This window comes from Paenibacillus sp. W2I17 (genome assembly GCF_030815985.1).
In the GTDB taxonomy this organism is placed as follows: domain Bacteria; phylum Bacillota; class Bacilli; order Paenibacillales; family Paenibacillaceae; genus Paenibacillus.
Genome location: NZ_JAUSXM010000001.1, coordinates 1,870,307 through 1,896,165 on the forward strand (window position 1 = coordinate 1,870,307; position 25,859 = coordinate 1,896,165).

Below are 25,859 nucleotides of genomic sequence, written 5' to 3' on the forward strand. Positions count from 1 at the left end.
TCGATTAGGATCGGCTGTAAAATGATCCAATTGAAGTTCCTCATATTGAATTTCTCATATATAACTCTGTCACTCCCACAATCGGGTGACCTGGACCAACTTGCGCGTTCCATCAAACTGCAACTTATAGATGTCCGGCATCGTAGTCTTCTCCCAGAAATCATAACCGTAGGAAGAGTCATAATGTTGTAAAATAAGCGTCATTACATCTCCATGGGTTCCGATGACTACCTTGTGACCCACATGTTTATCCAAAATTTTCTCGATTACCGCTACTGCCCTTGAGCGAGCCTGTTCACCAGACTCCCCACCTGAATACGCATACGTAGGATCACGGTACAACTGCTGCTTGGCTTCACGAAAATTATCATGCTTCACATCCAAACTCGATAACTGGCGTTCACGCAGATCTTCCTCTGTCACCACAATTCCACCTGACTGATCTGCCAGAATCTGAATCGTATCCACCGCTCGCCTGTAAGGGCTAGAATAGAACAGTTGAATCTGCTCCCCATGGAGCAGACTGGCAACCGTTCCTGCATCTTGATGACCTTGCTCTGTCAGTCCACGCTCGCGTTCCTGTCCTTCAACATATCTAGACTCCGCATGTCTAACAAAATACAAAAACGTACTGGCCTCACTCATCATCCATCCGCCAACCCTTTTTTCTTCTCAATGACAATCAGGCAGGTACTGTCTGGCAAAGGCGCAGGCTCACCATTTTCCTTCATAAAGATCATTCGTTCTCCAAGTGCTTCCGTGTACCCCTCCTGGAGAAAATGTCGGAAAGTAATAAGCTCGGCTTGTTCACCCAGCGCTTCTCGAATACAGTTCTCATAGGCTGTCGGCGTGAATATACCGAACTGCTCCTGAATTTCATGCACATATGCCTCTTCGCCCCACGTATAGGTATAGAGAAATTCCATTGCATCGTTGATCGGCATCTCTACTTCGTTGTCTGAGATCCGTTCATATTTAATTGCACGTCCCTGAAAATCCTCTGCATACCGCTCCAGCCAGCGCATCCCATCTGGTTCCAGAAAACGAATCCGGCGCTTCTGTGCCTCAGGTTCACTCATGATGCCATCCCGAATCAGAATTCTTCCTCCAGGTGACAGCACACGGAATGAACTTCTCAGCGCTGCCACAACCGTATCAGAATTAAATCTTCGACCGTCCAGTTCAATATATGAATATAATTCATGCAGAATGGATGAAAAAATAACCGTATCCACGGTGCCCGGCTGCACATATTGCTCCAGTTGCAGGGCATCGCCCTTCATCACTTGCCAGCGATGTCCCTCACGTTGTTTTTTGCGCTCCAGCGCTTCAATGACATTGGCTGAAATATCGATACCAATCGGCTCCACTTCAGGTTTTTCCTGCTCAATCAGATCCAGAAGAATTCCTCCACCTGGACCGATATCAAGTACCCGTTTACCAACGATATAGTCAAGCAGTACTTTTTTGTAATCACCGGAGCTGTTCATATCGGACAAATAAGTCTCTTCGTTGTGGAAGCGGTCATAGGCATCCCGGCGTAATCCGAACAGGTCAAATAACAGCAGTACAGCCTTCTCGTATAACGGCGACTTTTCTGCTTCAATACAGAATGCAATCAGCTTCTCAGCCGCTGGAGAAAATTCAAAGGTCACAAACAGTGTATCCGGCAGATCCGCATGACGCTCAATGCGATGTGTTAGATGGGGATTGACGATCTGCTCCCCTGCCGTAATCTGTTCCCACGCATACTGTTCCAAATATTTTTCAATCATTCGTTTCTTGTAAATATTGAGCTTCTTGACCCCTTTGTAATCGTAATACATCGTATTCATCAATGGTTCGAAGCTGATATGTCGAACGATTTCAGATCGACTCTCCATGGATGTTGGATTCATACTTTCGCTGCGAAGCGTCAACAGGAACACTTTCACCATCTCCTGCAACGAAAAATCCTGCATGGCCGACTCCACATACCATAATGTGCGATGAGCCAGCGGAGCCAGCGCCTGTTCTACATCCAGTTCGGTTTGGAGCTTGGCGTACGCCGTATCCATAGCTTCTCCCTGCCGAATAGATGAACTTCTTAAGCGGGATAACCGTTCTTTCACGCTCCAGTCTTCATGAACAGGTCCAGCGATAATCCAGCCTACAATTCGCTGTACCTCAGCCTGAACCTGATTCCATAACGCTGGATCAACGCCTGCAATAATGCATTCATTTAATGCCATCAGTATGGTGTGCAGTTCATCTGTAGTAAGCCACCCTTTGACGATCAAGGCGTGGAGCGGAGCATTCTCGGCAAATGGAATCTCACCGCGTATGTATTGACCAATAAGTCCATGCGTAGCAATCAGAGTACGAATAATCTCATGCCTTGGTGTGTGTGAAGTCGGCGCAGTATGCTCGCTTATATCTGTACTCTTACTTATAGTAGCACTCGGAGAACCAGGTTGATTTATACTCGTCTCCTTAGTCTTACCGATGTCATTATCCTGGTGCTCTGCTCCTGCGTATAGATCATATAACTGAGCGGACCCCACATTGTGTACAAACAAGTTAACGCCCTGCTTTTGCCATACCCGCCGCTGCTCCCGTGATCCAGCCTTCGCCGTCTCTGACCAGATTAATACGTCCTCCAGAATTTCTCGCACCCAAAAAGAAACCTGAAGCTCCTCCAGCACGTGAAGTGTACGCTCGGTGTAATCCAGCACCGGATTAGTTCCCTCAAGTTCGGCAATGGAATGAATGCGTTCGAGGTTAATATGGGGCTTCTCCGCTGCTGCCAGCAGTTGCAGCCATTGCTGCTGGGCTTCCGGCGTGTTACCTGACTTGTATGATTGTATGGCCTTTAATGAATACAGCATGAATAAGTCCCCTCTCTTTCTCTACCCTTATATATAATATAGTTAGATTCGTTTATAAGTTGAACTACTGTATAACTGGCTCTGTATCTTCCGGCAATGTGCCGCTCATTAATATTACCCAGCTTCGAGCCACATCACCCGCAGGATCACCGGACATACCAGTCATCCAATCGATGACCCAGTATTGATCGCCAGCCTCACTGAGCATAACATTATCAGGGTGAAAATCGCCATGACAGATCTGCTGTTGATCAGGCAATGTTTTATTCATTCTGGACTGCTACGAGTAGAAAATCAATTCGATATAACTTCATAATGTGCTCGTTCGAATACGCATAGATTTCCGCAGTTCTTCCCTGACCGATTCGCTCCATACCTATCCTCCCTTTACTCGAACTCACTGCCTCTGACTTTGGAGAAAACCATACAATGAACCAGCGTACCTGTGCTGTCCCGCCGCATCTTGCGCAGTATACCTTCCAGTGTATAACCCGCTCGTTCCGCTACTTTGGCACTTCGCACATTGCGGGCATCACAGCGGATTTCCAGCCGGTTCGCCTCCAGATGAGTAATGGCAAATTGCTCAATGCCTTTCACCGCTTCCGTCATCAAACCCTCACCAGCTCGCGATGTTCGAATCCAGTAACCGATCTCAAAACAGCGGGCGTTCCAATCGATGCGATGTAACCCGCTGCTGCCTACGAATTCATCGGTATGTCTATCACGCAAATGTAACATCATGTCGGTACGCTCCAGATATTGCAGTCTTGCTTTACGAACAGTCACTTCAGACTCTTCCAATGAAGGGATTTTCTCGGCAAAAGGTAACCACAACCGCAGCTGCTCCGCACTCTCACGGACCGCTTCATTAACAGCCGCACCGTCCCCCCACTTCGGTGCTCGAATTGTGAGGCGTTCCGTATGGAAGCTCTCGGGTATCGTTAACATGATCGGATTAAATGGTTATACCTACTCCTCTACCTGAAATATGGAATCAATGATCAGCGGCAAATTATCCCTTACGGACACTGCCCCGAATACTGAACGAGCATGTGCCCCCTGATCCCCAAATACCTCCAACATCAGATCCGAGAATCCATTTAGCACTTTATGATGCTCCTGATACGAAGCGGACGCATTGATAAACCCCTGCACTTTAACCACTCTCTTCACCTGATCCAGTGAACCCAGCACGTCTCGAACGACAGCGAGCACCTCCAGTCCGGCATTTCGGGCAAAATCATATCCCTGTTCTGTTGTGAAGTCTGCTCCAACTTTACCGCGTTCGGAGGTATCCGGACCTTTCCCGGATACATACATGATTCCATTCACAATAACGGCATTGGCGTATTTCGCTGCGGGGGCACTGGCCTGTGGCAAAATGATCCCCAGTTCATTTAATCTCGCTTCAATCATCGTATATTCTCTCCCTCTTTTAGGGTCCTCACGGAACCCGATTCCTTGTATTCCTGCCTATAGACTCTTGGTGATACCTGAACGGTACGTTTGAACATCTTGCCAAAATGAGAGAAGTTACTGAACCCCGCAAGCCAAGCGATGTCTGTAATGGATTCTTCACTTTCTCGCAGCAAACGCTGTGCTTCCTTCACCCGTAACAGATTCAGATAATCACTGAAGGTAAACCCCGTCGTTTGTTTGAACAATCGACTCAGATAATGCGGACTAATGCGAAACATGCCCGCCATCTCCGGTAGTGTCAATGGTTTCTGATAGTTCTCATTCAGGTAACGTACAACTGCCTGTGTCTTGGGATGAAGAACCGGCTCACGATCATCGGAGCTTAACCTGCCCAGGTGTTGATTACGATAGGCATGCAGCAACAATTCAATAGCCCGGTGACGGAGCAACAGGTTGCTTCCGGGTTGAGGACAAAGCATTTCATCCACCATTTCGCTAACCATCCGTTCTAGAACCTCCGTGACCTGTGAAGGAAACCTTACAATAGGAATCTCCCAGCAAAAGGGTTCCTTTAAGCCTTCAACTAACTCCGCGGAAATCGACATGCCAGCAAAAAGCTCCGGCTTCAAATAGAGCACCATCCGCTCATGGTCGGGCATGCCACTCTCCAATGTTTTATGAACCGTATTTCGGTCAACAAACACCAAATCGCCAGCCTTTACCCGGTAGGTCCGGTCCTTAATGAAATAGATACGCTCACCAGACAACAGGTAATATAACTCATAATGATCATGCAGATGGTCATCCGTCATCGAGAAATATCCAATGCGACGATCATATTCGATGTGCAGTAAATCCAAGGGATCATGAAAATCTGCACTGAAAGGTTCTGTCATTTCGCCCTCTCTCCTTTCCATAAATTATAGCAAAATATGCGGCATTTGAAAGCGGTTACGCATAAAATGCGGCGAAAGAAGTACTCCCTTGTTATAGTCTAGAGCTATATTTCAAGGAGGCGATAGACATGAGTAACAAGAAACGTTATGTATTAGTCGGAACTGGCGGCCGCGCCGAATTTTTTTATGGTGCTTTGACCCGGGATTACAGGGATACATCCGAGCTTGTCGGCTTTTGCGATATAAATCAAGTCCGAATGAACTACGCGAATCAACTATTGAAGGAAAAGTACAATTATCATGAGGTACCCACTTATCCTGCAGATCAGTTTGATCAGATGATTGAGAACGAGAAGCCTGACTATGTCATCGTAACCAGCGTTGACCGCACCCATCACAAGTACATCATTCGTGCGATGGAACTGGGTTGTGACGTTGTCACTGAAAAACCGATGACCATCGATGAGGAGAAATGTCAGGAGATTCTGGATGCTGTCAAGCGAACTGGACAGAATGTAAGGGTCACCTTTAACTACCGTTATGCACCGCACCATACTAAGATTCGGGAACTTATTCTGAATGATACGATCGGGAAAGTCACTTCCGTTCACTTTGAATGGCTGCTGAATACCCGCCACGGGGCAGATTATTTCCGCCGTTGGCATCGGGACAAGCGTAATAGCGGCGGACTGCTCGTGCACAAATCCACCCATCACTTCGATTTGGTGAATTTCTGGATCGGCTCGCAACCGGATACCGTGTTTGCATTTGGTGATCTGATGTATTACGGCAGAGAAAACGCAGAAGAACGCGGTGTAACGCAGTTCTACAACCGGGCAACCGGCAACCCGATCGCAAAGGAGGACCCTTTTGCACTGCATTTGGATTCGGATGCTCATATGAAATCCATGTATCTGGATGCTGAATCAGAAGATGGTTATCAGCGGGATCAGAGTGTATTTGGGGATGGCATCAACATTGAGGATACGATGGGTGTTCTTGTGAAGTATCGGAACAAAGCCATTCTTACCTACTCCCTCGTTGCCTACCAGCCATGGGAAGGTTATCGCATTGCCATTAATGGCACCAAAGGCCGGATTGAGATGAACATTGTGGAGCAATCCTATGTCAATTCATTGGGTGATAAAAGTAAGGAAGGTGCATTAATCGGTAAAACGTTGCGGGTTCTCCCGATGTTCGATGCGCCATATGAGGTTGAAGTGGAAGAGAAAGCAGGTGGACATGGCGGAGGTGACCCGGTTCTGCTGAATGATCTGTTTGGAGAGCCTGTTGAAGATCCGTTCCATCGTGCTGCTAACCACGTGGACGGTGCCAGATCCATTCTGACGGGTATTGCTGCCAATCGCGCCATCGCCACAGGTTTGCCTGTCAACGTCAATAATCTGGTTCGTTTCTAAGTCTCACACGTCGTTACCATATACGCCAAAAAGCGCAAGTTGCGAAGGCTTACTGCCCTGCACTTGCGCTTTTACATCTCAATATATTCTGTTGCTGGTATAAGTAAGAACCATGGCCAATTTGATTGGAGAAGAATCCTCTCTCTGGTTACAGAGGAAATGTCTTTCCTTTTACACCTTCCGGTTCCACGCCGGGTGACGATAAAATTCAATCGTATCAATATAATTTACCGTGAACTGCTGTTCCACATCCGACAGGTTCAACAGCTTGCGGTCGATTTGCTTCATCCCCATGACCACATCGTGCCTTAACAGGTCCATCGCAATTTTGCCTACAAACCCGCCTTCCATCTCCTTATGCTTGGCACGGAACTCTTCATTGTAGATCAGTTCAGGTGTGAATGCCGCTTCAACGAATGCATTAACGAGCGTAAGCTCATTGCCATCCATCTGTACTGCCAGATAATAATTGCCACGCTCATCCTGAATGAGGTCTTTATACATCTCTACGATCATTTGAATCACTCCTCTATTATAAATGAAACCCCGTTAGCCGTAACGAACATGGGCTATCAAACGTACACCTTCCTACCCCGTTCCTTCATATACTAGGTACAAATGGCGAACGGAGGAATACTTATGAGCTGGCAGCATCTCCATACTGGAAAAACACTTCAGCAGCGCCTGGCAGAACTCCAGGGGCACCTTGCAGAACTGAATACTCCACTCTCCGGGTTGGAACCGGGACGTATTCGTCGTGTCTATCCAAGGCAGTTTATCAAAGTAAACCGTCAGTTATTCATTCCTCTCAGTCTGAATTCCATTCGGGTATTTGATATTCCTCGAACACGGCGAGGCGTCAGAGTGGGAATCCGCACGACTTTCCCTTCCAGGAATGCATTTAACAATATCAGACTTGTGGGCGTGGGACTGGATTATCTTGAACTCCAGGGAAAAGGCAGAGTCCCTTCCCGTATTTTATTTCCTCTTTCCAGCGTCGAGTCGATCTATCGGCCAACCGCCGGAAGAAAAAAACTGAAACGGCCGTGTACCCGGAAGTAATGCTGGTTCTTTTCGCAAGCCATACAATGGTTCCCAAATGTCTGCATACGGGTGCTCCCTTCCAATATATAATTATAACCCATGCAACCACTCATCTGCTGAAGAATCATTTTATGTCAAAAAGCGGTGAGAACAGAACTGCTTCTGTATCTCACCGCTCAGCCAGTTACGGATCAAGCCGACCCTTCACATGTGTACATCAGATTCCTGTCCATACATCCTTGGCATAACGACCTTCCTGCTGAAGCTGATTGAGCCAATCTTCTGCTTCCTTCACGGACTTGCCATGAATATCAGCGTATGCCTGCTGGAGTGTAGCTTCCACATCAGGTGCCATCTTGCTGCCATCACCGCAGATATACAGATGCGCACCCTCTTCAAACAAAGGAATCAGGTGACGGGCATCATCTCTCATCAGATGCTGTACATAACATTTCTCCTCCCCGTCTACACGGGAGAAGGCCGTATGAAGTTTCACAAGCCCTTCTTGCTGGGCTGCTTCCAGTTCATTTTTGTACAGATAATCATGCTCGGGATTTCGGCATCCAAAGTACAGGTGGGCTTCGCCAACCTCTTGACCTTGTCCCTTCAATACATGCCTTGCCTGCAAGAAACCTCGGAATGGAGCAACACCGGTACCCGGCCCTACCATGATAACGGGAACCTGTGCATCCTCCGGCAGTTGGAAGCCGGATTCCGGTGTCCGCGTGAACATGACGATCTCGTCACCCGACTTCAGGTTAGCCAGATAGTTGGACGCAATGCCTTTGTATTCTCCCTGTCCACTCCATGCCGGGGCACGTACAACACTGACCGTAATACTCGCTTGATCGGGCTGAACACGTGGTGAACTGGAGATGGAATAATATCTGGCTTTTAATGAAGGCAGTAATTCAAGGAAACGCTCAAACGGCAGTTCACATGCCTCATATTTCACCAGATAATCCAGCATGGAGATCCGTTTATTCCGCACTTCATCCATATACACAGATTCATCAAGCAGTGCTTCAAGCTCCTTTTTATGCGGTGGACAAACCGTATATGCTGCCATCTCTCTAAGCTGTGCACGAGTTGCTGCTTCTTGAAGCTCAACGCTATGACTGAGCAGATCATACAGGTTCACCGGTTGATGCAGCGGTAGATGCGCGGCACTGCGACCAGATGCATCCAGAACCAGATGCTCCGTTCCGGTGAATCCATAACGACGCAATACACGTTCCACCAGCTCCGGTGGATTCTGCGGCAGAATACCCAGATGATCCCCTTCCTTGTAGGTTATGCCTTCAGGCAATTTGATCTCCAGGTGACGTGTACTGCGTTCACTGCCTGCGTCGTGAAGCTCTCTGTTCTCCAGTACTTCCGCTACATGGGCATCATACGTATCCGCAAGCGGTGTTACGGCGAGCCCACTGACAAACTGTACAGATAGTGAACTGCGTTCGCTATTGGAGCTTGTGTTTAGTTTCAGTCCCATCGTTCGTGCGAGATCCGGCCATAATTGCTCCGTCCAATCCCCCACCTGTTTCTCAAAATCACCGCTGGCATCGGACTCACCCAGCGGTGATAACCGCTCTGCTCCTCTGGAAGATAACTGTTCATCAATTAAACGCGGAATACGCTGATAGGTGCTGGCCCAGTTGTGGTCACCGCATCCAAGAACGGCGAAACGCACCCCTTTGAATTCATTGGCATCCGCATGTTCAATCCACTCGACAAACATTTTGGCATTACTTGGCGGCTGACCGTTATAGGATGCACTGACAATAATGACGGCACCCTCCTTTGGCAGTTTGCCAACACGATCATCCAACGCAGCGACCTCACTCCGGAACCCCTGATATCTGGCGGTATCCGCAATTTCGCGTGCAATGCCTTCAGCGGTGCCCAGATTGGAACCGTACAGAACAAGCATCGGTGTGTGGTGGGCATTCGCTGCATCCGGCTCCGTTCTTTTGGCAACCGGCTTTGGTTCTTCGACCGCTACACCCGGAACGGCCATGACTGGCTGCCCGCCACGCGCACGTACACGAATTGTGAAGTTATCCGGTTTGAGCGTCAGCGTTTCTTTCACCTTTAACTGATAATCAGAATGATCTATGAAGTCAAAATGCTTCAACACCATGCCCAGTACCAGAGTTGCTTCCTGAAGTGCAAATTGCTGACCAATACATGCCCGTTGACCATTACCGAACGGCTTGTAGGCATCATGCGGCACTTTGCTCGGATCTTCGAACCGTTCCGGGCGGAATTCCTCTACGTCATCTCCCCAGGCTTCGCGGTCGCGATGCAGCTTGGGAATAAGTACACTGACGCTGTCTCCTTTTTGCAAAGGATATTGACCCGCAAGTACCGTGTCCTCTTTTGCATACAGAGAAAATGCCGGGGCCGTTGGCCATAACCGCAATGCTTCGTTCAAAACCATGCGGACGTACTTCAGATTGCGAACCTGATTGTACGTGGGAACCGGATCTTTCAGAATCTGATCCACCTCAGCTTGGGCTTTAGCCAGCGTATCCGGATTCTTCATCAGATAATAAACGGCGAAGGATAACAGTCCACTTGTGGTCTCATGTCCAGCAATCAGGAATGTAATAATCTGATAACGGATGTTCTCATCATCCAGTGTTTCTCCTGTCTCCGGGTCCTTGCCGCTGAGCATGTGGGACAACAGATCATCTGCCCCTTCCTGCGGTTTCTCTTTACGCTCAGCAATAATGTGATCCACCAAGGAGAACATGGAACGGATATCCTGTTCAAACTGTTTCTTTTTGGTGATCATCAGCTTGTCTTGCAGACGCAGTCGCTGCAATGAACTCATGGATTCATCCAACGCACGAACCATACTCGTAATGAATGGATGTGGTTCTTCCCGATAGAAGCTGTTAAACCGATAGTTGAACCCACACAGTCCAATCGTGTCGAGCGTAAGACGTGTCATATCATCCGGAACGTTAACCGTCTCATCCGGGTTCAATCGTGACCATTTCTGAACCAGCTGCACAGCCAGATCAATCATTTTGTTGTGATATCCCTGCATGGCACGTTGACTGAAACTTGGCAGCAGTACATTATGCGCTTTTTTCCAATTCGGTTCTTCAGTCCAACTAGTAAACAGTCCATCTCCCGCAAAAGCACGAACCTTCGCAAGGGGTGCCCACACACGTTTGTCGAATTTGGATTCATCCGTTACCTCGGCAACCAGTTTGTGACCTGAAATATACAATTCACTTCGCCCAGGATACTCCATTCGAAAGATCGGTCCATATTCCTCGGCCAGTTTCACCAGGGATTGCACCGGCTCTTCAAAATTCAATTGAGGCAAATTGCCCAGTGGGCCAAATGTTTTTGGTTGAGGCACTGAAATTGGTGGCATGACGCTCACTCCTTCTTCCCAAGTTAAGAGTTCTACAACTAAAAATAATGACTTGATTTACAAACGTGACTACACTTACTCTTCAGATCAACAGATTCAAGTTATTTTTTGCACATTTTCATATTTCATCCAGATAACGATAAAACCATCAAAGAACTAACTGACCGAAATGGTATATTGGTCATTTTTGATTAAAAAAAATGGAGGACTTCGTTATCTTCTTTTACCCTAACATTTCCAGTTCCAATCTTCAACAGTCCCAAAGTCATAGGACCTCAGGACAGTGATTAAGGTATACTTATGATTTCGTTAACAGAATCTGAATAGCCGACTCCATCTCTAATGGAGCAACTGTCGTTTCATAACGGCCATGGACGTTCCCACTGCGGTCAATCAGGAATTTGGTAAAATTCCATTTGATCCCGTCTCCTTGATACAATTCTGGATGTTTCTCCTTCACAAAGGTGTCCATCCACTGTCCTTCCTGCGTGTCCAGATCATAACCTTGAAATGGGGCTTCTTCAATCAGATAACGGAACAACGGATGCATCGATTGCCCAACGACCTCAACCTTCTCCAAAATCGGAAAGGATATCTGAAACTGACTTCTGCAATACTCGGCTACCTCAGCGCTACTGCCAGGTTCTTTCTCGTTAAATTGGTTGCACGGGAACGCCAGAATCTCCAGCCCCTGATCACCATATTTCTCATACATTTGCTGAAGTTCACTGAATTGCCGGGAGTAGCTACACCGACTTGCTGTATTCACAATAAGCAGCACCTTCCCTTTAAAAGCAGCAAAATCACCCTTGTGTCCATCCATAAACGGAACTTGGCAAGAAAATATACTCATCTGTATTCATCCTCCTCTTTCTCTTTTGTAACTCATATGAATTCTCTCTTGAAATGGATTATACACCTCCATTATTAATAGGTGAAATATATAATTAATATAATTTTAATAGTTTTCAACTATAGTAGGCCAAATAAAAAACTGCCCTCAGCAGTCAAACACTGCATCTTGGACAGTTATCAAAATCATGATGCGCCATCACGTTCGACACACCGTTAACCCATAATTAAACCATATACAATGCCTGGTCCGTGTACCCCAATGGTTAAATCATTTTCAATATCGGAAGAGCGGCTTGGCCCGGAAATAAAGTGGATGCCTGCCGGAAGATTCTCTCTCCCCGCTTCGTCAAATCGATCCAGTGTCTCACCCAGTCTGGTGTACAGTCGATCTACTGGAATAATGATGATGAGTACCGTAGGCAAGAGACTGACCGAACGACCTTTTTCCGGTGAAGAAAGAACGGTGACCGAGCCTGTGTATGCAGTCGCATAATCCGCCATGACTACACCGATATCAGCCTCAGCTGCTCGAGCCTTCCAGTTCTCATCCGCCTGACTATTCCAGACTGAGATCTGTACATCCGGTAACTGCTCTTCCAACCCGAGATCCTGTAAGGCCTGTTCATTCTGACGAATGATATATTTCGCACTCAGTTCATGAGATTTGTTGGCTATAAATTGAGATACTTCTTCCATGTTCTGAACCCGGGCAATGTGTGCACCTACACTCACAAAGTTATCGGTAAATGCTTGAATACGCTTCTCTTCATCCCATTCCAGTTCAGTCCAAAAATCGGGTGCTCCCCGAAAGGGTTGGGTCGGCGCAAGTCGTTGCCTTGGTCTCCTCAATTTCGAAGCAATGTCATTCATGAACTGCTCCTGTTTCTCCATGGACTTCTTCTCCAATTGAGCAAGCCATTGCTGATGTTCAGTGACCATGATTAGTACCCTCCCCTTCTTCTCGTTCACGAATAATCTGCTCCATACGGCTGCGAACAGAAGAATCCAAGGCCGGTTGCTCCTGATTCAGTTCCTGATCCAGCTTGTTCCATTGTTGCCGGAAGGATTTCTTGGCGAGGCTTGGCGCAATTCGATACTTGTTCCAGCCTTTGAGTGGACCCAGCTTGAGAGAAATGCCGTTGTTGCGTACAACTGCCTTCTGCCCAATCTGTCCGAGACGTATGGCGGCACTGAAACGTTTGGAATTGGATACAACAGCGGCAAATCCCTTCATGCCCATGCTCTCCATTTTGTTTCCATGGCCGTCTTCCACTTTACGCCTACGTAGATAAACGAGAGCATATCATGCAATGGAATTTTAACTGGACATGCTTCATAACAGGCTCCGCAAAGACTAGAGGCACCCGCAATATCGTTCCATTCATCAATGTTGCCATTGAGTGCAGGTGTCAGTACCGCGCCAATCGGACCACTGTATGTTCCACCGTAGGCATGACCTCCAATATGGCGATATACCGGGCAAGCATTCAGACAAGCACCGCAGCGAATACAATTCAGCAACTCCTGAAATTCAGGATCACCGAGTTGAAGGGATCGACCGTTGTCCACGATAATAATGTGCATTTCATCTGGCCCATCCGCATCCGCTGTACGACGAGGACCTGTGATGCCTGACATGTACATTGTTAATTTCTGACCTGTTGCAGAGCGTGGCAACAAGGTTGCCATGACCTCCAGATCTGTCCACGACGGGATAATCCGCTCCATGCCCATCAGTGTAATCTGCGTTTTTGGAACAGTGGATACCATACGGGCATTACCTTCATTTTCGAACAAAACCATGGAACCTGTCTCTGCAATCGCAAAATTGCATCCAGTCATGCCGATATCCGCTTCGAGGAATTTCTCGCGCAGCTTTTTGCGAACAAATCCGGCAAGTACCGTTGTGTCCGGCTCCAGAATTTCACCCGCTTCCTTCGATAACAACTCTGCAATCTGGTAGCGGTTCTTATGGATGGCTGGAATGACAATATGAGATGGGGCTTCACCTGCCAACTGAATGATGTATTCACCCAGGTCGGTCTCAATGGCTTCAATGCCCGCCGACTCCAACACATGATTCAGATGTACTTCCTCCGACACCATCGATTTGGACTTTACCACCGTAGAAGCCTGCTTGTGCGCCGCAATATCCAGCGCAATTGCCGCTGCTTCCACCGATGTATCTGCAAAATGAATATGAACCCCGTTCGCACGGGCATTATTCACAAATTCATTCAGATAATAATCCAGATACGCAATCGTATGCAGACGAATCTGACGGCCACGCTCCCGCCATTCATCCCAATTTCCATGTTCTTCTGAGGCAGATTTCTTCCCGTTACGCAATCGTTCTGTCGTGAATTTGACTGCTTTTCGCAGAAAATCATCATTCAAGGCCAGTCCGGCACGTTCTTTGACCGTCGTATCCATAACTCCCGGTTGGCTCATCCTGTTCGCACCCCCTCATACAGTAGTTCCGCCAAGTGCATCACACGCACCGGTTCATTCCGATAACGCAGATTACCTGCGATATTCATCAGGCAGGCCATGTCCAGCCCAACCAGTACTTCCGCTTGTGTCTCTTTGACATGATCGACTTTCTCCGTCACCATCGCTCCTGATATATCAGACATTTTAATGGCAAACGTACCCCCGAACCCGCAGCAATCCTCAGCGAATGGAAGTGGAACCAATTCCAGACCTTTTACTTGAGAGAGCAGCGCCATCGGCTCATCCTTTACACCCAGCAGACGGCTACCGTGACAGGATGGATGATAGGTTACTTTGTGCGGAAAATGTGCGCCCAGATCGGTTATCCCGAGTACTTGAACGAGGAATTGAGTAAACTCATAAGCTTTGGCTTCCAATCGTTTTGCCTTCTCCAACCATACTGGTTCATCCGCGAACAGCTCGGGATAATGATGAATCATATACGTACACGATCCCGAAGGGCATACCACAAAATCACTGTCGTCAAATGCTTCAAGAATTGTCTTGGCCGCTACCCGAGTCTCATCCCAGTACCCGCTATTGTAGGAAGGCTGACCGCAACAGGTCTGAATCGGCGGAAAATCCAACCGAACGCCATGAGCGGCGAGCAATCTGACCATGGCCTCCCCCACTCGGGGATAGATGGCATCGCTGAGGCAGGTAATGAATAAGGAGACCTTCATAATTACACGCTCCTATTAACTGATTAGTAGATGAATTAACTAAGAATATTGACTAAGAATATTTACAATGAACACTCCGATGACAGAATAACCTTCCGATCGCTGTTATCCCCAGATTTTTTTAATTTACTTTTTAAAGGGTAAAATCCGGGGATAAAGGCGCAGTATATGCTTCCGATGCAGCTTTCTTTCAGAAAGCTTATAGCTTCGCTTCTTCAAGTTATTTCTGTCCTCTCCGTTTCGTGTAAATGTTTAGTTCATTTTATATAGATAAATTCTAAAATCTTAAACTGTAATAATCCCTATGTCGTATCCGCTCAAACGGTCTGTCTGTTCAGCCTCCAATGGCTGATCGGTAACAATCGTATGGACTGCATTTAACCCGGATACCCGGGCAAAAGCACGGACACCAAATTTACTGGCATCTGCAAGTAAGATGACTTGATCGGATATGCCAACCATCTTCTGCTTCAGCCTTGCCTGCAGTTCATTGGATTCACTGATTCCGCCACCTTCGAGATGTACACCTTTGCACGACATGAACATTTTATCCACGTGATACGTTTCCAGAGAACGCTCCGCGAGCGGCCCAACAAAAGACAACGAGCGAGATGCCAGCTGACCCCCTGATGAGATGACCTCAACCTTGTCACGGCTGCTGAGTTCAGTGGCAATTTGGATCGAGTTGGTTAAGACCGTCAGCGGGAAATCCGGCATATTCGCTGCCATATAACCTGCCGTTGTGCTCGCATCCAACAGAATGCGATCACCCGGATTAATCATCGCCAGAGCCGCTTGTGCAATCCGTTTTTTCTCTTCCGCATGGGTTGTCTCCCTGATCCGGTAAGGGATCTCCGGTTGATCTTCTTTCACACTTACTGCACCACCGTGAGAGCGACGCAGTCGCCCTGCCTGTTCCAGCCGATCCAGATCCCGCCGGATGGTTTCCTCCGTCACTCGACAGCGCTCACTAAGCTCAGATACACGCATACTGCCCTTTACATTCACCATCTCCACAATCCGGTCATACCGCTCGGCTGCCAGCATGTTACACTTCACTCCCCGCTTGTGAATTAGATGAAGCCGTCACACGCAGAAATCTGCCATAAGCATCTTCCCAGATTGACCTGTCCTGCGGCTCATACACAGTTACCGGAAATGAATCACGAATGGCCTTACGAGTTTCCCAGATATCTTTAAAAGCTCCGCTCGCCATCCATTGCACCGCCATATTCCCGATGGCACTTCCCTCTGCCGGACCTGCCCATACCGGTTTGCCAATGGAGTTCGCAGTCCACTGACATAACAAGCGGTTCTGGATGCCTCCACCGACCATATGCAATCCGTTGAACGTCTGACCCGACAATTGCTCCGTCCATTCCAGAACTCTTCTATACTTCAATGCCAGACTCTCCAGAATTGCCCGGGCAATAGCGCCCTGATCCTCTGGTACCACTTGCCCTGTATCACGGCAATACTGACGTATACGCGTCGTCATATCTCCTGCTGGCATGAATAGTTCATCATCCGGATCAAACAAACTGGCAAATGGAGGTGCCTGTTCAGCCTTTGCTAATAACGCATCATAGCTAATTCCCTGCCCTTGGCGGTCCCACTCGCGCATACTTTCCTGCAAAATCCATAAGCCCATAATGTTCTTCAGCAGACGGAATGTTCCGCCCGCCCCGCCTTCATTGGTGAAGTTCAAGGCCAGACTCTCGGTACTAATCGCAGGATGATCTATCTCTGTACCCATCAGGGACCAGGTCCCACAACTCAGATAAGCAAATGAACGTTCCGTTGCAGGAACAGCCACAACAGCCGAACCCGTGTCATGTTCTGCAACAGCAATTACCGGAATAGGAGAAAGCCCCAGATCATTACAGATACTGCTGCGCAACTGGCCCACGCGGGTACCTGGCAGCACGGCTTCACCGAACAGTTTCTCCGAAATGCGAATATGAGCCAGCAACTCACTATCCCACTGCCCCGCCGATGGATTGTATAATTGCGTTGTCGTTGCATTGGTAAACTCATTCACCGCTTCCCCTGTCAGGAAATAACGTAGCAAATCCGGAATCATGAGAAAACGCTCTGCTTCATGAAGTAACGGGGAACCGCTGCGTTGAAGCGTCGCCAATTGATACAAGGTATTAAAGCTAAGAAACTGAATCCCTGTACGTTCGAAGATTCGCTGAGAGCTCAGCTCTTGGCATACCTGATCCATCATGCCGTTAAACTGTGTATCACGGTAATGATACGGGTTACCCAGCAACTCACCATTACTGCCAAGCAGACCAAAATCAACGCCCCAGGAATCGATCCCCAGGCTCTCTGGTTTTTCTCCCTGCTGTTTCACAAGTGTAAGCCCTTGCAACAATTCATGATGCAATCGCAGAATATCCCAGTGCATCCGCTCGCCAACCTTCACTGGTTCATTCTTAAACCGATGAATTTCGCTTGTTTCGATCCCTCGATCATTCAGATGTCCCAGTAACGCTCTCCCGCTCCCAGCGCCCAAATCATAAGCCAGCACACTCACCGCGCTTCACCAACCTTTCGAACCCATCCTATTTTCCAAACGGTATCTCTTGATTCAGTCCGTAACCCTGTACTTTATTCTGTATTTATTGTTTGTTTGTTTTTGTTTAATACTGTTTTACTTTATTTTACGAGTATATCACCATTGTAAGCGTTTGAATACCCTTCGGTATTTCTTTCTTTTGGGTATACCAAAAACGACTCTCTCCCACCTGGGAGGAGCCGCATTTCTTTTTTTACGTATAAAATTGACCTTTGCTTACCCCGGACTGGGGCTGTACATCTCTCTCAAAATGCTTGAATCGCGTCCCCTGATACGTCAGCATCCCTCGATCATTTTCCACCATCATACCATAATGGTTTCCGCCAACAATCAGTTCAGTGCGCTCCCCATTGTCGAATTCAAATGTAACATAATACCGGGTAGTCGCACGGCTATCCCCGCTGCCACCTGAAACTTCCGTTCGTTTGGCCACCACCGTTGAGTGCAGGGTTAACAAGGCCGCTGCGTTATTCGATGACCACGTGCGTACCCCTGAAATAATAACAAAAACGATAACTCCCGCAATGATGAGAAATATGCCGCCAATGAAAATCGAAGCAAATGCATTCATTGTAGCAAACTCATTGAATCCCGAAAAAAAACCACCCTGATTGCCTTCAAAACTTGGTACTTCATTCATGTCGTCAAACACACCAAAACCGTCTACGCTTAATCGGCCCATCGATGAGGACACGCTCGTTAACGCCATTCATCATCGTTCCTTTCCCCTTGCAAAAATAAGATGCACCGCCCCCCACGCAAGGAAGGCGGTGCATGCAGACAACCCGTTCTGCCTTGTCCGTATACTATATGAACCAGATTAGGAATACAGACGTTCAAGTTCGTCGACCAGACTGCCGACATAAGCAACCGCAGAGCGAATCGGCTCAGGTCCGGACATATCCACACCCGCAAGCTTCATTAACTCCTGTGGTGTGAGACTTCCACCAGCTTTGAGTGCATCAAGCCAGCGATCTACCGCAGGCTGTCCTTCTTCCCGAATCTGCTGTGCTGCCGCTGTAGAAGCCGTCAAGCCTGCCGCATAGGTATATGGATATAGCCCCATATAATAATGAGGTTGTCTCATCCACGTGAGTTTGGCCCCTTCATCAATTACCAGATCTGGTCCCCAGAATTCGGAAAGGATGTCTCCTTTGAGCTGACTTAACGTCTTCGCCGTAATGGGCTCATCTTTGGTTGCGCGTGCATACACCCTGCGCTGTAATTCACCTTCCAGCAGATGTGTAACAAAGTTATGGTAATACGTGTTCAACAGTTGCAAAATGACCCAGCGACGCATTCTCGGATTATCGGAACGCTTTAATAGATGGTCTGCCAGCAGCATTTCATTCATGGTCGATGGTGCCTCAATGAAATAAAGAGATGGTCTTGTATTCGTGAGCCGTTGGTAACGTCCGGCAAGCATGAAGTGGCCTGCATGCCCCACCTCATGGGCAAGTGTAAATGCTCCGCGCATATTGTTTGCCCATGAAATTAAGATATAGGAGTGTGAACCATATATAGAGGAGCAAAATGCCCCTGTGGATTTGCCTGCATTATCTGCGTAATCCACCCAGCGGTCACTGAATGCGCGCTCTACGATCTCGCCGTACTCCGGCCCAAGCACACCAAGTGCTTCTCGAATGAGTGTGCACGCCTCATCATATGTAATGGCAGGGCTAAATTCAGGATCAAGCGGCGCCTTCAGATCACAAAACATCAGTTTGTCCAGACCCAGCTCACGTTTCTTTAGAGCCGCCAGTCTGCGCATATGAGGTGCGAGTTCCTGCTGGATAATATCGAGCACATTATTGTACATCTCTTTGCTCACTTGCTGTGGGCTGAGAAGCATATCTGTAACATCGTCGTAACCACGCAGCCTGGATAAAACAACCTGCTTCTTCACTTCGGTTGCATAACCTTCTGCGAACGTATTTTTGTAATCATTTAATGTCGAGCTGAATGCAGCATAAGCAGAACGGCGCAGCTTTGTATCGGACGACATCTCATAATTATTTTCATAGAACGACCAGGACAGTGGACGAGTATTATCCTCTCCATCCAGAGCATCGTCAAACGTCATGTCTGCCAGTTTACCGCGCAGATAGATACGGTATGGCGAATCCAGCACCTCTCCAAGTGAGGCAAGCACCTTCTCGGTCTCTGGCGTGAGCCGATGTGCTTTTTCTCGAATCAAACGCTCCAAACTGCGCGCATACGGCTCCAATCCCGGAAGTTCTTCAAGGTACCGTTCAACGGTTCCCTCCGGCAGATCAACGATCTCCGAATTGACAAAAGACAAGGACGACGACAGATTTGATAGGATATCTCCTGCTTTAGCTGAATTCTCAATATTGACCGGATTGGTGCTGTCCTCTGACTGCTTCAAGCGGGCATAAGAAGCCGTCTTGGCGATCCGCTCCTGCAAAGCTTCACGCGCATCCAGACAAGCCAGCAATTGTTCAGCGCCTTCGCTCAGACGTCCTTTGAACGTTTCGATCTGGGCAGCAGCCAGTGGAAGTGATCGAAGCTCCTGCTCCCATTCTACATCGGTTACAAACAAGTCTTTCAGATCCCAAGTAGTTTCTGGTTTTACCTCAGCACGTGTACGTATTTTTTCCATCTTTAGTTGTCATCCTCCTTGCATTTCCAATATCTCTCATCGTATCATATTCCGATCATCTATACATGACATCTCCTAAAATGGTTCAGGGGAGAGTATAGATTGGACTAAAGATTATTCACACTTACCACTCCGATGACAGAACAACCTTCCGATCGCTGTTATCCCCAGATTTTTTGATTCCCCTTTTTCAAAGGTGAAAATCCGGTGATAAAGGCGAGGCGTATGCTTCCGATGTAGCTTTCTTTCAGAAAGCTTTTAGCTCCGCTTCTTCAGGTTCTTTCTGTCCTCTAAATGTTTAGTTCCATCTATATAAAAGGGGTATCTAGGATAAAGGCCAGTATATGCTTGCGATATAGCTTTCTTTCAGAAAGCTTTTAGCTTCGCTTCTTCAAGCTATTTCTATCCTCTACGTTTTGTATAAACTTTTGCTCATGTGAACATGGTCTGAAAGTAACTAAAAAAACCGCCAGGTAACGGAAGAATCCATTTACCCGGCGGTTCGCTGTGAATATAACTTATTTAGCTTTCTTTCCAGATTACATTTTCACCGTAATTTTTACCCCAGTTATACATTGCGTGCAGGACGGGCATCAGGCTCTGACCGTGATCTGTCAACGTATATTCCACCCGAGGAGGTACCTCTGCATACACCTTGCGCTCAATCAACTTGTCTTCTTCCAGCTCACGAAGCTGGTTGGTTAGCATCTTCTGGGTAATATGAGGGATTAGGCGTTTCAGCTCACTGAAACGTTTGGTGCCTTCCAGACCCAAATGCCACAAAATAATGAGTTTCCATTTGCCACCGATCACCGCAAGGGTCAATTCCTTCTCACAGTTGATTTCTTTCAGATTAATCCGTTCCTTGACTTCGGCTGCCATGGCTCCGAGCCCCCTCATCTTCAATCTTATATCGCGTATATTACACATATCACGGGGACACTTCACACGAGGTAAGCTTTCCGCTCCATGCATGATGTAATAAGTACATTCATTCGATACAGCTATCTATTAATTCTACTACAGCCTGGTCGGGATGCAAAGTTTAACTGTAAATCACGGATAAAATCTATACAGATGAATGACTATGTATCGCAGAAAAGACCAGAACCCTTCATAATCAAAGGATTCCGGTCTTTCATCTATTCACTATTCCAGGTTCGCGTGGCGGCCAAACATATCCGCTCCGGTCATACCCTTCATTTCCATCATCGTAAGGATGAGAGCATCCATGCCGATTAACAGTCCTTGCTCGAACAACGAGCCCATCGGCTGAATGGTTACTGCCGCTCCGGAAGTTGCTGTGTCCTCTTTGGCTGAAGCCGGGAGACGCACTACCGTAGTTGCCAATTTCCCAATCGTGGACTCTGGTTTAATCGTAATGAGACCTACAGGTGCACCAGCTTGACTAGCCTTTTGAGCCATGGCTACCAGACTGCCTGTCTCTCCTGAGCCAGAGCACAGCAAGAGGAAATCTTTCGAGCTGATCCCAGGTGTTACGGTCTCGCCCACCACATATACACGAAGCCCCATCTGCATCAGTCTCATGGCAAAAGCCTTTCCCATAAGTCCTGACCGGCCTGCTCCTGCTACAAAAATCTGTTCCGCAGCCAGAATGTGCTCAGCCATTGCTTGCATCTCTGCATCGTCGATCTGGCTTAGCGTACGTTCCAGCTCCTTCAAGATGTCAGCTGCGTACTGTGTTTTGCTCATCTGCTTACCCTTGTTTAACGAGACGTTGCATTTCAGCTGCAACTGCCGCTTTGTCTGCTTGTCCTGTGATACCGCCGCCTACAATAACCAGATCCGGTTGTGCTTTGATTACTTCTGGCAATGTTTCCAGCTTGATTCCACCAGCAACAGCAGTTTTAGCATTTTTCACAGCTGCTTTGATCGTTTGCAGATCTTCGAATGGGCTTTGTCCTTCAGCTTGCAGGTCATAACCTGTGTGTACACAGATGTAATCTACGCCAAGCGCATCAATTTCACGAGCACGTTGTTCAAGGTTAGGCACGTTGATCATGTCCACAAGAACTTGTTTGTTTTGTTTCTTCGCTTCTGCTACTGCACCTTTGATCGTGCTGTCATTCGTTGCCCCAAGTACAGTGATCAGATCCGCACCAGCTTCAGCTGCTTTCATGATTTCATAACCACCAGCGTCCATGATTTTAAGGTCTGCAAGAACTTGCAGATTAGGGAATGCTTCTTTCATTGCTTTAACCGCGTGCAAACCTTCATTAATAACGATTGGTGTACCAATCTCAACGATATCAATATATTGTTCAACCTCTTTAACCAGTGCGATACCTTCAGGGATATTTACCAAGTCAAGCGCCAATTGCAATTTCATCATTTATTTCTCCTTTGTTATTCAAGTATGATTCGTTCCTGTAAAAATAATAATCAGATATTTAGCCTGCACCAATTTGTCTGTTCAGATGCATGCAGTGTTTGTTTTGGCTACTCATTCATTGTAGACCCTGACTATCCATTCAGGAAGTACGCACTTTGAAGTGGGGTAGTTACTTCGGCGATACTATTGATAATTGTTCGTTGTTAGGTGAATCGAATATAGAATTAATCCTCTATTTCAATCCGCCCGCTTACAGCAGAACAGCAATCTAATCATCCAATTAGATGTTCAATATAAAAGACCCCGCCACATGGCAGGGTCTTTGTCTTTGTCTTTATCTTTGTCTTTATCTTTATCTTTATCTTTATCGTTTCATTTTCAATCCAGCCAAAGCTGGTTTAGAAATTTATCATTTTACAGATATACAGGTTTTACGCATACCGGCTTGGATACACCTGTGCTGTGACCTGTGTATTTCAGACGTCCGCTCTCCTGATCTACCGTGAATGTCACGAGGTTGTTCGTATCACGGTTAGCTGCGATCAGCAATTTGCCGTTAGGTGTCAGAGCAAAATGACGCGGGTGCTCACCTTCAGCAGATACATGCTCAACCAGTGTCAGGTGTCCTTTATCTGCATCTACTGCAAATACAACGATGCTGTCATGTCCACGGTTAGAACCATATACATAACGTCCATCATTGGAAACTGTGATTTCTGCTGTTGTATTCTCTTTGCCATCATATCCATCAGGCAGTGTGGACACTGTAGACAATTCAGTCAACGTGCCCGCTGCTGCATCATATTGGAACGAAGTAATGGAAGAATCCACTTCATTGATCACATAAGCGAATTGACCATTCGGGTGGAACGCCAAGTGACGTGGGCCAGCTCCCGGATGTGTTTTGGTTTCACTGTGCAGCACAAGTTCATTTTTGTCTACATCAATGGAATAGATCGCGATGTTATCTGCGCCCAGATCCTGTACCATCATATATTTACCATCCGGGCTGAAGAATGCGGAGTGAACATGTGGCTTGTCCTGACGCTCAGGATGCGCACCTTGTCCTTCATGTTTCTTCTCGTCCAGAAGCGCTCCAACTTCACCGTTATCCGTCAAGGCTTGCAGACCTACCAGGCCACCGTGGTAGCTGGAGAGAATCAAGTATTTGCCGGAAGGATCACGCTGGATATGACATGGTGGTGCTGAAATGGAGTTATTCCGGTTCAGCAACGTTAATTTTCCTGTAGAAGGATCAATGCTCAGAGCTGCAGCTTCAGACATTTTGTTGCCTTCAGCTGACGCTGTTTCACCAATTGCATACAGTTTGTTTCCTTCAGCATCCACGTTGACAAACGTTGGGTTTTTCACACCCGCGATGCCGTCAAGCTTGGACAAGCTGCCTGTATCCTCATTCAATTCATATGCATAAATGCCCTCATTTTCCGCTTCGGCGTAAGAGCCGGCAAGTACGAGCAAGCGTTTTGATTCACTCATTACAGTTTCCTCCTCTATGTGTATGTAATCTTGTTGCACCTCTTCTATAATAAATCTGCCATATCAAAATAGCAATCCGCTGTCGCTGCCCATCAAGGAAATCCTCAGTTAAGCAAGGCGATTACTACACATCATCATACTGAAATCCATTCATATGAGATGCATCTTCTGCTATGATAAGATAGGTTTTTCATCCAGAAGGGACTGAATTGCATTGCTTCACTCATTTTTACTCACGTTATACCATGTATTCCTGCCGATATCACTTCCCGTGATTGGAGGTATTCTGTTAAAACGCTTCAAAAATTGGGATACCCGGTCGCTCTCGACCTTTTCCCTTTATATTTTGAGCCCTGCGCTCATCTTCAATACATTGCTGCATGCAGAGATTACCTGGACGGACGTCACCAGCACGTTCTGGTTCTCTATTATTAATCTGATTGCTCTGTGGGCCCTCGCCGAGCTGTTAAGCCGGGTTTTCCGTCTGGGTGCAAGCGAAAAAGCGGGTCTCACCCTCGTCTCCACGTTTACGAACTGCGTGAATTACGGGCTCCCGCTTGTACTGCTTGCCTTTGGTCAGCTTGGACTGGACAAGGCTTCTGTCTACGTTATTGGACAGATGATTATTGTTAATACGGTAGGTATCTTTTTTGCCGCGAGATCCGAATTCACGGTGAAAGATGCGATTCTGTCCGTTTTCCGCATGCCATCCATCTATGCTGCTGGCATCGCCATTGCGCTGCGTGCGTCCAATCTGAGCCTGCCTGAAGCGCTGGATGGAGGGATCTCCATGCTGGCTGCGGGATACTCTCCTGTCGTTCTCGCCATTCTGGGAGCACAGATGCTCAGACCAAAAGGTGCAACGGTGCCTTGGCTGTCCAATGTACGCCGAGCTTTCTGGACCGGGCTTGTGGTCCGTCTCGCAGCTGCGCCAATCCTGTCCTGGCTTATACTGACCGCTCTTCAGGTCGAAGGTACGTTGTTCAGTGTGCTGCTGATCCTCGCATCGATGCCGACCGCAGTGAACGCCGTTATTTTGGCTGAACAGTTTAATGCTTCTCCGCAGTTTGTATCCCGCTGTATTCTGTGGACCACCGCTGCATCCATGTTGATGCTGCCGATTATGATTGTGATGGCTTCCTGATTAATACCGGAGGTGATACCGAAGCGATATCCGCTTGTCGGCGTTTCTCCAACCGGCGTTCATAACGCCGGTTGAGCGCTCTGACGTAGAAGAATTTTACGACAAAGTACGAAATCACACCCAGAATGACACCAAACACGGACATGCCTGCCAGAATATCCAGTCCACCAAGCAACAATTCACTCACGGCCGACCAGTTCCCGCGAAACAGCTCCATGAATGCACTCTCATGTACCAGTCCCTGTCCCATGCTGTGAGCAGGCAAAATCCATGAGCCAATTTGTTTGGCGAGTGGCATCAGAATAATAGGTAAAAACGTAAGTTTCCCGATCACGTTACCAACAATCGCTGCTGGCACCGAACCCCCAGACAGTCGCACAATCGGATAAAATACGAGATATATCAGGGAAGCAGTCGAGATCACGATCAGTTCCAGTCCGAACCCTATGGCAAATCCGGCAGATACTTTATGGGCACCTCCGGGAGCACGTAACAATTTGAGAAAATTCAGCTTCATAGCACGTGTCAAACGTACCCAGCGGTTAGTCTTGCGCTTCTGTGTGTTCATACCGAATTACTCCTTATTTTACAC

General features: G+C 47.5%; 23 protein-coding genes and 1 pseudogene. 3 read left to right on the forward strand and 21 right to left on the reverse strand.

What is annotated here, in order from left to right:
- Positions 1 to 69: 69 nt before the first annotated feature.
- The 6 genes from QF041_RS07960 to QF041_RS07985 form a co-directional block, all read right to left on the reverse strand.
- Positions 70 to 648: a histidine phosphatase family protein gene (locus QF041_RS07960; protein ID WP_307413392.1), complete on the reverse strand. Its 579-nt coding sequence runs from the start codon at positions 646 to 648 to the stop codon at positions 70 to 72.
- Positions 645 to 2,867 carry a class I SAM-dependent methyltransferase gene (locus QF041_RS07965; protein ID WP_307413394.1) on the reverse strand — a complete coding sequence of 741 codons (2,223 nt, stop codon included), beginning with the start codon at positions 2,865 to 2,867 and terminating at the stop codon, positions 645 to 647. The genes QF041_RS07960 and QF041_RS07965 overlap by 4 nt, the downstream gene beginning before the upstream one ends.
- Before the next feature lie 64 nt (positions 2,868 to 2,931).
- A complete protein-coding gene (locus QF041_RS07970; RefSeq protein ID WP_307413395.1) occupies positions 2,932 to 3,138 on the reverse strand; it encodes an aminoglycoside phosphotransferase family protein in 207 nt (68 codons plus the stop codon).
- Between the two features lie 116 nt (positions 3,139 to 3,254).
- A complete protein-coding gene (locus QF041_RS07975; protein ID WP_307413396.1) occupies positions 3,255 to 3,815 on the reverse strand; it encodes a GNAT family N-acetyltransferase in 561 nt (186 codons plus the stop codon).
- A gap of 21 nt (positions 3,816 to 3,836) precedes the next feature.
- Positions 3,837 to 4,283 carry a RidA family protein gene (locus QF041_RS07980; RefSeq protein ID WP_307413398.1) on the reverse strand — a complete coding sequence of 149 codons (447 nt, stop codon included), beginning with the start codon at positions 4,281 to 4,283 and terminating at the stop codon, positions 3,837 to 3,839.
- Positions 4,280 to 5,182 carry an AraC family transcriptional regulator gene (locus tag QF041_RS07985; protein ID WP_307413399.1) on the reverse strand — a complete coding sequence of 301 codons (903 nt, stop codon included), beginning with the start codon at positions 5,180 to 5,182 and terminating at the stop codon, positions 4,280 to 4,282. The genes QF041_RS07980 and QF041_RS07985 overlap by 4 nt, the downstream gene beginning before the upstream one ends.
- Before the next feature lie 128 nt (positions 5,183 to 5,310).
- Here QF041_RS07985 and QF041_RS07990 point away from each other — a divergent pair, with 128 nt between their 5' ends.
- A complete protein-coding gene (locus QF041_RS07990) occupies positions 5,311 to 6,600 on the forward strand; it encodes a Gfo/Idh/MocA family oxidoreductase (RefSeq protein ID WP_307413401.1) in 1,290 nt (429 codons plus the stop codon).
- A 171-nt stretch (positions 6,601 to 6,771) separates the two neighbouring features.
- Here the strand turns inward: QF041_RS07990 and QF041_RS07995 are convergent, their stop codons facing one another.
- Positions 6,772 to 7,116 (reverse strand): hypothetical protein, encoded by a 345-nt coding sequence (locus tag QF041_RS07995; RefSeq protein ID WP_289392176.1) that lies wholly within the window; start codon positions 7,114 to 7,116, stop codon positions 6,772 to 6,774.
- Between the two features lie 123 nt (positions 7,117 to 7,239).
- Here QF041_RS07995 and QF041_RS08000 point away from each other — a divergent pair, with 123 nt between their 5' ends.
- The gene (locus tag QF041_RS08000) at positions 7,240 to 7,662 is read left to right on the forward strand and encodes a hypothetical protein (protein ID WP_076318675.1); all 423 of its coding nucleotides are present in this window, start codon (positions 7,240 to 7,242) and stop codon (positions 7,660 to 7,662) included.
- Positions 7,663 to 7,861: 199 nt separating this feature from the next.
- Here the strand turns inward: QF041_RS08000 and QF041_RS08005 are convergent, their stop codons facing one another.
- The 13 genes and pseudogenes from QF041_RS08005 to QF041_RS08065 form a co-directional block, all read right to left on the reverse strand.
- Complete coding sequence (locus tag QF041_RS08005) at positions 7,862 to 11,035, reverse strand: bifunctional cytochrome P450/NADPH--P450 reductase (RefSeq protein ID WP_307413404.1); 3,174 nt, start codon at positions 11,033 to 11,035, stop codon at positions 7,862 to 7,864.
- 298 nt (positions 11,036 to 11,333) lie between these two features.
- On the reverse strand, positions 11,334 to 11,888 hold the full coding sequence (locus QF041_RS08010) for a glutathione peroxidase (protein WP_307413406.1): 555 nt from the start codon (positions 11,886 to 11,888) through the stop codon (positions 11,334 to 11,336).
- Between the two features lie 215 nt (positions 11,889 to 12,103).
- Positions 12,104 to 12,829 carry a LutC/YkgG family protein gene (locus tag QF041_RS08015; RefSeq protein WP_307413408.1) on the reverse strand — a complete coding sequence of 242 codons (726 nt, stop codon included), beginning with the start codon at positions 12,827 to 12,829 and terminating at the stop codon, positions 12,104 to 12,106.
- Positions 12,819 to 14,341 (reverse strand): annotated as a pseudogene (locus QF041_RS08020) (LutB/LldF family L-lactate oxidation iron-sulfur protein). Before QF041_RS08020 ends, QF041_RS08015 begins: the two are co-directional and overlap by 11 nt.
- Positions 14,338 to 15,066, reverse strand: a complete 729-nt coding sequence (locus QF041_RS08025) for a (Fe-S)-binding protein (RefSeq protein ID WP_091031478.1) — start codon at positions 15,064 to 15,066, stop codon at positions 14,338 to 14,340. The pseudogene QF041_RS08020 and the gene QF041_RS08025 overlap by 4 nt, the downstream one beginning before the upstream one ends.
- Before the next feature lie 285 nt (positions 15,067 to 15,351).
- The gene (locus QF041_RS08030; RefSeq protein ID WP_307413409.1) at positions 15,352 to 16,113 is read right to left on the reverse strand and encodes a DeoR/GlpR family DNA-binding transcription regulator; all 762 of its coding nucleotides are present in this window, start codon (positions 16,111 to 16,113) and stop codon (positions 15,352 to 15,354) included.
- A gap of 1 nt (position 16,114) precedes the next feature.
- Positions 16,115 to 17,608, reverse strand: coding sequence for a rhamnulokinase (locus tag QF041_RS08035; RefSeq protein ID WP_307413410.1), 1,494 nt, complete (start codon positions 17,606 to 17,608; stop codon positions 16,115 to 16,117).
- 235 nt (positions 17,609 to 17,843) lie between these two features.
- The gene (locus QF041_RS08040; RefSeq protein ID WP_307413411.1) at positions 17,844 to 18,359 is read right to left on the reverse strand and encodes a DUF2500 domain-containing protein; all 516 of its coding nucleotides are present in this window, start codon (positions 18,357 to 18,359) and stop codon (positions 17,844 to 17,846) included.
- Positions 18,360 to 18,470: 111 nt separating this feature from the next.
- On the reverse strand, positions 18,471 to 20,273 hold the full coding sequence (gene pepF, locus QF041_RS08045; protein ID WP_307413413.1) for an oligoendopeptidase F: 1,803 nt from the start codon (positions 20,271 to 20,273) through the stop codon (positions 18,471 to 18,473).
- 522 nt (positions 20,274 to 20,795) lie between these two features.
- On the reverse strand, positions 20,796 to 21,155 hold the full coding sequence (locus tag QF041_RS08050) for a winged helix-turn-helix transcriptional regulator (RefSeq protein WP_062833989.1): 360 nt from the start codon (positions 21,153 to 21,155) through the stop codon (positions 20,796 to 20,798).
- A gap of 267 nt (positions 21,156 to 21,422) precedes the next feature.
- A complete protein-coding gene (hxlB, locus tag QF041_RS08055) occupies positions 21,423 to 21,986 on the reverse strand; it encodes a 6-phospho-3-hexuloisomerase (RefSeq protein ID WP_047842632.1) in 564 nt (187 codons plus the stop codon).
- A 4-nt stretch (positions 21,987 to 21,990) separates the two neighbouring features.
- A complete protein-coding gene (hxlA, locus tag QF041_RS08060; protein WP_036670570.1) occupies positions 21,991 to 22,623 on the reverse strand; it encodes a 3-hexulose-6-phosphate synthase in 633 nt (210 codons plus the stop codon).
- A 417-nt stretch (positions 22,624 to 23,040) separates the two neighbouring features.
- Positions 23,041 to 24,123 (reverse strand): lactonase family protein, encoded by a 1,083-nt coding sequence (locus QF041_RS08065; protein ID WP_307413415.1) that lies wholly within the window; start codon positions 24,121 to 24,123, stop codon positions 23,041 to 23,043.
- A gap of 214 nt (positions 24,124 to 24,337) precedes the next feature.
- On the opposite strand from QF041_RS08065, the gene QF041_RS08070 reads away from it, so the two are divergent.
- On the forward strand, positions 24,338 to 25,267 hold the full coding sequence (locus tag QF041_RS08070; RefSeq protein ID WP_307413417.1) for an AEC family transporter: 930 nt from the start codon (positions 24,338 to 24,340) through the stop codon (positions 25,265 to 25,267).
- On the opposite strand, the gene QF041_RS08075 is transcribed toward QF041_RS08070, so the two are convergent.
- Entirely contained in the window at positions 25,245 to 25,835 is a 591-nt protein-coding gene (locus QF041_RS08075; RefSeq protein ID WP_307413418.1) for a DUF2062 domain-containing protein, read from the reverse strand. The two genes, QF041_RS08070 and QF041_RS08075, sit on opposite strands and share 23 nt — an antisense overlap.
- Positions 25,836 to 25,859: the final 24 nt, after the last annotated feature.